Raw genomic sequence first — 9704 nt, 5'->3', positions numbered from 1 at the left:
AGACATCCCCTGGGACACCACACAGGCGGCCGACGCCTACCGGGACCGCGACATGAGACTCGCTCGTGAGCTGATCTTCCCCACGGTGCTGCGACGCCTCGGCCCGGCCGAGGGCACCGGCCAGGTCGTCCTCGACGTCGGCTGCGGCACAGGAGTCCTCGCCGCGCACCTGGCCGAGACCCGCGGCTGCACCGTGCACGGCATCGACCCCTCCTCCTCCATGCTGGACATCGCCCGCACCGACCGGCCCCATCCCCGCGTCGACTACCGGCTCTTCGACGGCAGGTCCCTGCACTGGATCGCGGACGACGACATCGACGCCATCGTGTGCTGCCTGGTCTACTGCACCGACCCGGACGACCGCAGGCTCGCCGACCTGACCCGCGAGATCCACCGGGTGCTGCGCCCCGGCGCGCCCTTCGTCCTCGCCGACCTCAACCCGCAAGCGACGGGCGAGGCATTCTCCACCCTCCGCTACGGCGAGCCGGGAGCCGTCTACGCCGACGGCGACACCGTCCCCACCACCCTGTGGAGGCTGAGCGGAACGACGGTCACCACGGCCTGCCACTACCGCTCCCTCACCTGTTACGAAGCGCTCCTCACGGACGCCGGATTCACCCCGCCGGACCTCGACCTGCCGCTCGTGCCGCCGAGCCACGACAGCGGCACACCAGCGCCGGCCGAGACCCGTGTCGCGCCGTACATGGTGCTCACCACGCACGCCGGAAAGGGGCAGGTTCCGCTGCGCATGTCTTGACGCGTTCACACCGCTGACTTGAAACTGTCTGCGTCCACATATCTAAACGGCGTTTTCCCTTGTGGACTTGGCTCCTTGGTCCGGCTCGTAGTCGAACAGCACGGAGGCACAGTGGCGGGTTCAGGTTTAGCGCACCTTCAGTCGTTGGCCCGCCGACGGGAGCGAGCGTGGAGCGCGTTCACGTGCGTGGGCGTTCTTCTCACCGTCTCCGGATGCTCGGTCGCCGGCGCCGACCCCATCGGTGAGGGACCGGACACCCTGCGGATCGTTCTGCCCGAGGAACCACCGACCCTTGAACCCTGCGACGCCTCGCTCACCGCGACCGGCCGCGTGACGCGCGCCAACATCACGGAGGCCCTCACCGAGCGCGATCCGTCCACGGGACGACTGGAACAGGCGCTGGCCACCAAATGGACGCGCACGTCGCCCACGTCGTGGACCTTCACGCTCCGCGAGGGCGTCACGTTCCATGACGGTTCGCCGTTCACAGCCGAGGCCGCCGCGTTCTCGATCAAGCGCGCCACGGACTCGGACATCGAGTGCAACGTCGACGGGTACATCTTCGCGGACACCGAAGTCACCGCGAAGGCCGTGGACGCCACGACACTCGAGGTCTCGACGCGGAAGCCGGACCCGATCCTCCCCCTGCGCCTGTCCTTCGTCGAGATCGTGCCGACGAGCACGGACCCCGGAGCCCGGGTGCGCAAGCCCATCGGCACCGGGCCGTACCGAGTCGACGAGTGGAGCCAGGGCCGCTTCCTTCGGCTGAAGCGTTTCTCCGGGTACTGGGGTGAGGCCCCCGACTTCGCCGCGGCCAAGTACGTGTGGCGGGCGGAGGGCAGCGTGCGCGCGGCCATGGTCACCAACAACGAGGCGGATGTCGCGATCGGGCTCGCGCCCGAGGACGGGGCGGGCGACCGGGCGGTCGAGTACGTCACCAACGAGGTCTCGTACCTGCGTATCGACGCCACCAAGGCGCCCCTCGACGACATCCGGATCCGGCGGGCCATCAACTACGCCATCGACCGGGAAGGACTGGTCACGGCCGTCTTCGCGGGCCGGACGAGCGGGCAGCTCGTGTCGAAGGGCGTCACCGGGTACAACCCGCGTGTCCGACCGTGGGCGTACGACCCCGAACGCGCCCGGAAGCTCGTCGCCGAGGCCCGCGCCGACGGAGTCCCGACCGACACCGCCATCACCATCATCGGCCGCAACGGCATCTACCCGAAGGCCGCCGAGGCGATGGAGGTGGTCCAGGACGGCCTGCTCAAGGCCGGGCTGAACGTCAAGATCAAGATGCTCGACGTCAACGCCTGGCTGGAGTACCTGCTGCGCCCCTTCCCCCGGGGCACGGGCCCCACCCTCCTCCAGGCACAGCACGGCAACCAGGCGGGGGACGCCGCGTTCACGATGGGACAGATCTACGGCAGCAAGGGCGCCCAGAGCAGCTACGGCACCCGCGAGCTCGACGACTCGATCGCGAAGGCGCAGCTCGCCTCCGGCGACGAGCGGCAGAAGGCGTTCGCGGACGCGTTCGCCCAGCAGAACGACGAGGTCGTACGGGACGCCGTGATGGCCAACATGACCGGCATTCTGGCGCTCTCCCCGAACGTCCGTTACCGGCCGGACTCGGCGACCAACGACGAGATGCGGCTCGCCGACATGCGCCGCGCGGACTGAGGAAGGAGCGGACCGATGGTCACCATGCTGCGCCGCCGCGCGGTCTCCAGTGTCATTCCCCTGCTCGTCGTGGTTCTCGGCGTGTTCTTCCTCGCCCGGCTCACCGGAGACCCCGCGAATCTGTACCTTCCGCTCAGCGCGACTCCCGAGATGCGGGCCGAGTTCGCCGCCCGCAACGGCTTCGACCAGCCGCTGATCACCCAGTTCGGGGACTACCTCGCCCAGGTCGCCCACCTCGACTTCGGCGAGTCGCTGCGCACCGCCCAGCCCGCCGGAGAAGCGGTACTGCGGGCCTTCCCCGCCACTCTCCAACTGGCGGGGTGGACGATGCTGCTCGCCATCGTGGGCGCGGTGGTGATCGGCAGCCTGGCCGCCTACCGTCCCAACTCGGTGACCGACCGGGTCGCGAGCTTCCTGTCCTCGACGGCCGCCAGCGTCCCTGACTTCTGGTTCGCCATCATGGGCGTGCTGGTCTTCGCGGTGACACTGGGCTGGCTTCCCACGTCCGGTACGAGCGGCGCGGCGGCGTGGGTCCTGCCCGTGGCCACGCTCCTCATCCGTCCGTTCGGAGTCCTGGTCCAGGTCGTGCGCGGTGCCATGGTCTCCGCGCTGTCCGCCCCCTACGTCAAGGTGGCGCGGGCCAAAGGCGCCCGGGAGTCCCGGGTGGTCTTCGGGCACGCCCTGCGCAACGCGGCCGCGCCCGCGCTCACCGTCGCCGGGGACCTCGCCGTCGGACTGGTCAACGGGGCCGTGGTCGTCGAGACCATCTTCGGCTGGCCCGGCATCGGCAAACTCATGATCGACTCGGTTCTGCAGCGGGACTTCGCGGTGCTCCAGGCCGCCGTGCTGCTGACCGCTCTCGTGATCTTCGCGCTCAACATCCTGGTGGACGTCTGCCACGCGCTCCTCGACCCACGTGTGCGTCAGCGGGCGGCGGCATGAGTCAAGGAAGTGACATGGCCCAGAAAGACATGTCCCGGTTCAGGTGGCCCGCTCTGCTCCTCCAGGACCGGTTCGCCTTCGCGGCAGCTCTGGTCCTGGTCGCGGTGGCGGTGTGCGCGGTGCTGGGCCCTCTCCTCATCGGGGACCTGGCCACACGTCAGAACCTGCGTGACCCGGGCCGTGAGCCCTTCAGCCTGGACCACGGCTGGGCCTTCGTGCTGGGCAGCGACTCCCTGGGCCGTCCCGTCGCCGCCCGGCTGATAGCGGCGGCCGGTACGACCCTGTCCGTGGCCGTACCCGCCGTGCTGTGCTCGCTCGCGGTCGGCTCGGTGTGGGGTATGTGGGCGGGTTACCACGGCGGTTGGCGTGAGAGCGTGTCCCTGCGGGTCGCCGATGTGATCCTGAGCTTCCCCTCGCTTCTGCTGGCCGTGGTCGTGCTGTACGTCTTCTCGCCGAGCGCCGTCGGCATCGTGGTGGTTCTCGCCGTCGCCCGGATCCCGGTCTATCTGCGCACCGCGCGCGCCGAGTCCGCCGAACTGCGCAGTCGGCTGTTCATCGACGCGGCCCGCACCTTCGGCACCACCGGTTGGGCGAGCATCCGACGCCATGTCGCTCCGACGGTGCTGCCGACCCTGCTCACCGTCGCCGCCCTCGACTTCTGCTTCGTGATGCTGACCGAGTCGTCGCTGAGCTTCCTGGGGATCGGCATCCAGCCGCCCGATGTGAGCTGGGGGCTGATGGTGGCTCAGGGACGGCAGGAGTTGCAGAGCGCGTGGTGGATCGCGGTCTTCCCCGGGCTCGCCATCGTCATCACGACGGTGTCGGCGACGGTTCTCGCTGCCTGGGCCCGGCTCTCGACCGACCCGGGGCAGCGCTGGCGGCACGGTCTGCGGCGGGGCGGGTCGCGGCTGCGGCGCCCTCGTCCGGCGAGGGGTGATGTGGGCCCTGGCCCTAGCCCGACGGCCGAGTCGGCACCGACAGGCGAAGGACCGGACCTCACCGAAACCCCGCCGCCACCCCTGGCCGTCTCCCCCGCTCATGCCGTCTCCCCCGCTCAGGCCGGCGCCCCGGTCGCGGGGGCGGACACCCTGGCCGTCGACGGCCTGGCCGTCGACATCCGTACGCCCGCGGGTCCCGTCCCCGTCGTACGCGGCGTGAGTTTCGCCGTGCGTTCGGGCGAGACGCTGGCCTTGTTGGGCGAGTCCGGGTGCGGGAAGAGCATGACCGCTCATGCCGTCGCCGGTCTGCTCGATCCGGCCGCCGAAGTCGTGGGCGGGCAGGCCAGGTTGGACGGCGAGGACGTGCTCGCGCTCGGGCCGCGGGCCAGGCGCAGACTCGCCGGACCCGGCCTGAGCATCGTCTTCCAGGACGCGCTCAGCGCGCTGAACCCCGTGCTCACCGTCGGGACACAGCTCGCGGAACCGTTCCGTATCCACGAGGGGTTGTCCCGGCGGGCCGCGCGGGCGAGGGCGATCGAGTTGATGGAGCGTGTCGGCATTCCCGAGGCGAGCTCCCGCGCCGGCGCCTACCCTCACCAGTTCTCCGGAGGTATGCGCCAGCGGCTGCTGATCGCGATGGCGGTCGCCCTGCGGCCGAAGGTACTGCTAGCCGACGAACCCACGACGGCACTGGACGTCACCGTGCAGGCCCAGATCATGGACCTCCTCGCCGAACTGCGGAGCGAGCAACGCATGGCTCTGGTCCTCATCACCCACGACCTCGGGCTGGTCGCCGAGCACGCGGACCGGGTCGCCGTGATGTACGCGGGTACGGTCGTGGAGACCGGGCCGGTGACCGAGGTGTTCGGCAGGCCCAACCACCCGTACACCCGAGGGTTGTTGGAGTCGGTGCCGGCCGAACAGCACAAGGGCTCCCGTCTGGACTCCATCCCCGGGTCCCCGCCCGACCCGCGCTCCGTGCCCACCGGTTGTGCCTTCCGTACGCGTTGTCCGATGGCCCGGGAGGTGTGCGCCGGCCACCGGCCGACGCTGGCCGGAACCGGAGCCGACCGTGCCGCCGCCTGTCACTTCGGGAAGGAGCTGGCCGATGCCTGAGCCCGGGACGCTGCTGGAGGCCAGGGGCCTGACCAAGAGCTTCGCGGTCCCACGCACCGCGAAGGGCAGCACCAGGCTGCGCGCGGTCGACGGTGTGGATCTGCGCCTGGGGCGCGGGGAGACCCTCGGCCTGGTCGGCGAGTCCGGCTGCGGCAAGTCCACGCTGGCCAGGATGCTGCTGATGCTGGAGCGTCCCGACGAGGGCACCGTCCGGTTCGAGGGGGTGGACCCGTTCACGTTGTCGGGCGCGAAGCTGCTCGCCTGGCGCCGCAAGGTGCAGATGGTCTTCCAGGACCCGTTCGGCTCGCTCAACCCCCGGCTGTGTGCGGCGGACCTGATCAGCGAGCCCTGGCTCACCCACCGTGGGCTCGTACCCGCCCCGAAGCGGGCGGCGCGGGTGGCCGAGCTGCTGGAGATGGTCGGGCTGCGCCCCTCCGACGCGCGCCGCTACCCGCAGGAGTTCTCCGGAGGACAGCGGCAACGCATCGGGATCGCCCGCGCCCTGGCCCTGGAGCCGGATGTCGTCGTCTGCGACGAGCCCGTCTCCGCGCTGGACCTGTCCGTACAGGCTCAGGTCCTCAATCTGCTGAGCGATCTGCGGGACGAGCTGGGACTGTCGTACGTCTTCATCTCGCACGACCTGTCCGTGGTGCGGCACGTGGCCGACCGGGTTGCCGTGATGTACCTGGGGAGGATCGTCGAGTCCGGCCCGGCGGAGGAGGTCTTCGACCGGCCCCACCACCCGTACACGGCGGCCCTGTTGTCGGCGGCACCCTCTCTGGCCGCCACGGGCGGGGCGAAGCGGGAGCGTATCCTGCTCACCGGTGAGATCCCGTCACCGGCCGACCCGCCGTCCGGGTGCCGGTTCCGGACCCGCTGCTGGCGTGCGGAGGACGTGTGCGCCGAAGCCGTCCCCGTTCCCCCGCTCGGGGAACCGTCCCACACGGCGGAGTGCCACTTCCCGCTGGAGGAGACACCGGCGGTCGCGGGAAGCGGGCCGGGAGGCGGGAGCCGTTCCGCGTGACGCGGATCGCGGCTGTGAGCAGCGGGAACAGGTGGCCGTGCCCGGGATCGGGTGCCGCTCCCGGGCACGGCCCTGGAGATCACAGACCGTCGCGCACCATGGCGGCGACGAGTTGGACGTGGCGATCGGCGGCCGTGTTGGAGAACTCGTTGTCGTAGTTCAGGCCGTAGGGCCAGAAGTGGCCTCCGCCGGTGGAGATCTTGGCGCCCGAGCCGTCGAACTGCCTGACGAGTGCGGTGGCCTGCGCGCCCGTCCAGGTGCCGCTGCCGCCGAGGCGGGACCAGCCCGAACTCGTGCCCACGCCGATGGTGTGGGCGATCTCGTGGAGTGCGGTCCTCTCGGTCATGTAGCTGCGGTTGCCGAAGCGGATGGTCCCGTTGATGTTGCCGTCAGCCGTGGGAACGCTCGGGTCGTAGCGGACGGTGATGCTTTTGCCGAGGTCGCTGAGGTTGTTGTAGCGGGCCACCGCGGCGTTCATGGCCGCCGTGATGAGGTTGTACGCCGTCTGCTGGTCCTGGGTGGGGTTGCTCGCCCGTTCCAGGGTCCAGGTGATGCCGGCCGCCGCCACCTGTTCCTGGGACGCGGGTGCGGCCTGCGGGGCGGCCTGCGCGACGCCGGGCCCGGCCAGCGCGGCGACTGCCAGCGCGGCCACGAACGCCCTGTTGCGCCAGGGTATGGACCGTTGCTCGGTGGACTTCGGCGCCCGTCGTGGACTCATGCGGAGGTTCCTCCTGTGGGGGGTGGGCCATCGTGGGGGGGACGATGGCGTAAGCAGCCCATGGCATGGGGAAAGGGCTGAGCAGTAGCGCATTGTTCCGTTCGAGATACGGAACAGGTGTGACTTCGGCGAGGGACAAGTATCCAGCCGCGAAGTGTGGCGTCAAGAGGCCCTGCGCGGACAACTCCCCATCGCCAAGGGCTATTTCACTTCTGCGCCCTACTCATACCACCGGGTTACTGCTCGAAGAGCCCAACGGTTCCGCAGGCCGAGTCGGTCAGGCGGGCTCGGCGACGGTGCCGCGTACGACGAGGTGGGGGGTGAGCACGACCTCGCGGGGCTCGGTGCGGTCCTGGTCGAGGCGTTCGACCGCGGCGGACACCGCGTACCGGGCCTGTTCCTCGGCTCCCTGACTGACCGTGGTCAGGTTGAAGCAGCTCAGCCTGGAGAGGGTGTCGTCGTCGTAGCCGGCCACGGACACCTCGCCGGGGACGTCGACACCAGCGCGGGAGAGAGCGGCCAGGACGCCGATGGCGGACTGGTCGTTGAAGGCGACCACGGCGGTGGGCAGGTCGGCGCCGTCGAGGAGGTGGCGTGCCGCCCGCTCACCGGCCGCCTCGGTGTGGTCACCGTGCAGGACCCTGATGTGCGCGTCCAGCCCGTGGCGGCGCATGGCGGTGCGGTAGCCGCGGCGCCGGTCGGTGGCGATGACGCCCTTGCCCCCGTCGATGTACGCGATCGCACGGTGGCCGCGCTCCACCAGGTGGTCGACGATCTGGCCGACTCCCTCGTCGTCCGCGGTGCGGACGACGTCCAGTTTCGCGTCGGCGATCCGGCGGCCGACGACGATGACGGGGGCCTTGCCGTCGAGGGCGGCGAGCGTGTCGGCGGGGGCGGTCGGGCCGAGCAGGATCAGTGCCTCGCTGCGGAAGGCCAGCAGGGTCTCCACGGCTGTGTGCTCGTCACGGGTACGGGTCTGGGTGCTGAGGACCAGGTCGTAGCCGACCTGCTCGGCGGCCGTGTGCAGGTGCTCGACGAGTTCGGCGTGGAAGGGGCTGTGGATGTCGACCATGACGCCGAGCAGCCGGGTGCGCCTGCTGGCCAGCAGACTGGCGGTGCGGTCGGCCTGGTAGCCGAGCTCCGCGGCGGCGGCCAGGACGCGCTGCCGAGTACGTTCGCTGGGACCGGGCACACCGCGCAGCACCAGGGAGACGGACGCGGTGGACACGCCCACGCGGGCGGCCACGTCCTCGAGCCGGGGGCGTCTGTTCGTGCCGTTCCGGCCTCGCGCGGAGCCGACCTCGTCCACTTGCGCCTCCCGGTGGAATCTCCTCGTGCGACACCCTTGACACGATCACAGAACGAGCCGATAGTACCAGGACTTAAAGCGCTTTAAATTGTCCTGTTGTTCCAACGAAGTCAGCTCGGGAGTTCGCCCCCCCTGCGGCCGCACCGGATGTGGCCTGGTCCCTCGCCCCGCGCGCCTCTGACCGAGGCCGTCGCGACAGCTCCCGACCCCGTCCAGCAGCCGCCCATCCACTGCCTTGTCCCCGTACCCGTCTCAGTTGCACAGTGAGGTGCACGAACCATGAACCACACATCCCTCCGCCGTTCCCGCAGAATCGCCCCTGTCGTGGCCGCGGCCACCGCGGCCGCGCTCGCCCTCGGCGGCTGTTCCAGCAGCTCGGGTGGCAAGAAGTCCGAGGAGGGCGCGGCCGAGGCGTCGGCCGGCAAGGCCACCACGCCCCGCATGACCATCGCGATGGTCACCCACGCCCCGGCCGGTGACACCTTCTGGGACATCGTCCGCAAGGGCGCCGAGGCCGCCGCGGCGAAGGACAACGTCAAGCTCGTCTACTCCAGCGACGAGAGCGCCGCCAACCAGGCCAACCTGGTGCAGAACGCGATCGACCAGAAGGTCGACGGCATCGCGGTCACCCTCGCCAAGCCGGACGCCCTGAAGAACGTCGTGGCCAAGGCGGAGAAGGCCGGCATCCCGGTCGTCGGCCTCAACTCCGGCATGGACCAGTGGCAGGCACAGGGCATGCTGGAGTTCTTCGGCCAGGACGAGTCCGTCGCCGGCCAGGCCTTCGGCAAGAAGCTCAACGAGACCGGCGCCAAGCACGCGATCTGCGTCGTCCAGGTCCAGGGGCACGTCGGCCTGGAGCAGCGCTGCGCGGGCGTGAAGAAGACGTTCGAGGGCAAGACCGAGAACCTGTACGTCAACGGCACGGACATGCCGTCGGTGAAGTCGACGATCACGGCGAAGCTCAAGCAGGACTCCTCCATCGACCAAGTGGCCACGCTCGGTGCCCCGTTCGCGCTGACGGCCGTGCAGTCGGTGTCCGAGGCGGGCAGCAAGGCGAAGGTCGCCACGTTCGACCTCAACAAGGACCTCGTCGGCGCGATCAAGGACGGTGACATCGAGTTCGCCGTGGACCAGCAGCCCTATCTCCAGGGTTACCTGTCGATCGATTCGCTGTGGCTGTACAAGAACAACGGCAACTACATGGGTGGTGGCGAGCAGCC

General features: G+C 70.1%; 8 protein-coding genes. 6 read left to right on the top strand and 2 right to left on the bottom strand.

Annotation, left to right across the window (positions count from 1 at the left end; genetic code table 11):
* The 5 genes from FNH08_RS34855 to FNH08_RS34830 form a co-directional block, all read left to right on the top strand.
* Positions 1–757 (top strand): class I SAM-dependent methyltransferase (locus FNH08_RS34855; protein WP_228034541.1); only part of this gene is annotated, 757 nt, incomplete at its 5' end.
* Positions 758–943: 186 nt separating this feature from the next.
* Positions 944–2437: an ABC transporter substrate-binding protein gene (locus FNH08_RS34850; RefSeq protein ID WP_322725994.1), complete on the top strand. Its 1494-nt coding sequence runs from the start codon at positions 944–946 to the stop codon at positions 2435–2437.
* 15 nt (positions 2438–2452) lie between these two features.
* Positions 2453–3379: an ABC transporter permease gene (locus FNH08_RS34845; RefSeq protein ID WP_152775521.1), complete on the top strand. Its 927-nt coding sequence runs from the start codon at positions 2453–2455 to the stop codon at positions 3377–3379.
* 14 nt (positions 3380–3393) lie between these two features.
* The gene (locus FNH08_RS52445) at positions 3394–5433 is read left to right on the top strand and encodes a dipeptide/oligopeptide/nickel ABC transporter permease/ATP-binding protein (protein WP_228034540.1); all 2040 of its coding nucleotides are present in this window, start codon (positions 3394–3396) and stop codon (positions 5431–5433) included.
* The gene (locus FNH08_RS34830; protein ID WP_152775520.1) at positions 5426–6457 is read left to right on the top strand and encodes an ABC transporter ATP-binding protein; all 1032 of its coding nucleotides are present in this window, start codon (positions 5426–5428) and stop codon (positions 6455–6457) included. Before FNH08_RS52445 ends, FNH08_RS34830 begins: the two co-directional genes overlap by 8 nt.
* A 79-nt stretch (positions 6458–6536) precedes the next feature.
* Here the strand turns inward: FNH08_RS34830 and FNH08_RS34825 are convergent, their stop codons facing one another.
* Positions 6537–7175 (bottom strand): hypothetical protein, encoded by a 639-nt coding sequence (locus FNH08_RS34825; protein WP_228034539.1) that lies wholly within the window; start codon positions 7173–7175, stop codon positions 6537–6539.
* Positions 7176–7452: 277 nt separating this feature from the next.
* Positions 7453–8484, bottom strand: a complete 1032-nt coding sequence (locus FNH08_RS34820) for a LacI family DNA-binding transcriptional regulator (protein WP_322725993.1) — start codon at positions 8482–8484, stop codon at positions 7453–7455.
* 279 nt (positions 8485–8763) lie between these two features.
* Here FNH08_RS34820 and FNH08_RS34815 point away from each other — a divergent pair.
* On the top strand, positions 8764–9704 hold a 941-nt coding region (locus FNH08_RS34815; RefSeq protein ID WP_152775519.1), incomplete at its 3' end, for a substrate-binding domain-containing protein.

Source organism: Streptomyces spongiae (assembly GCF_009377185.1).
GTDB classification, from domain to species: Bacteria; Actinomycetota; Actinomycetes; order Streptomycetales; family Streptomycetaceae; genus Streptomyces; species Streptomyces spongiae.
Note: the sequence above shows the minus strand (reverse complement) of the source record. Positions and strands in the feature narration are given on the sequence as shown.

What these genes read in the sequence shown, in the direction of transcription:
- FNH08_RS34845 (WP_152775521.1), top strand. Translation starts at nt 2,453, where the DNA reads ATGGTCACCATGCTGCGCCGCCGCGCGGTCTCCAGTGTCATTCCCCTG.
- FNH08_RS52445 (WP_228034540.1), top strand. Translation starts at nt 3,394, where the DNA reads ATGGCCCAGAAAGACATGTCCCGGTTCAGGTGGCCCGCTCTGCTCCTC.
- FNH08_RS34830 (WP_152775520.1), top strand. Translation starts at nt 5,426, where the DNA reads ATGCCTGAGCCCGGGACGCTGCTGGAGGCCAGGGGCCTGACCAAGAGC.
- FNH08_RS34825 (WP_228034539.1), bottom strand. Translation starts at nt 7,175, where the DNA reads ATGAGTCCACGACGGGCGCCGAAGTCCACCGAGCAACGGTCCATACCC.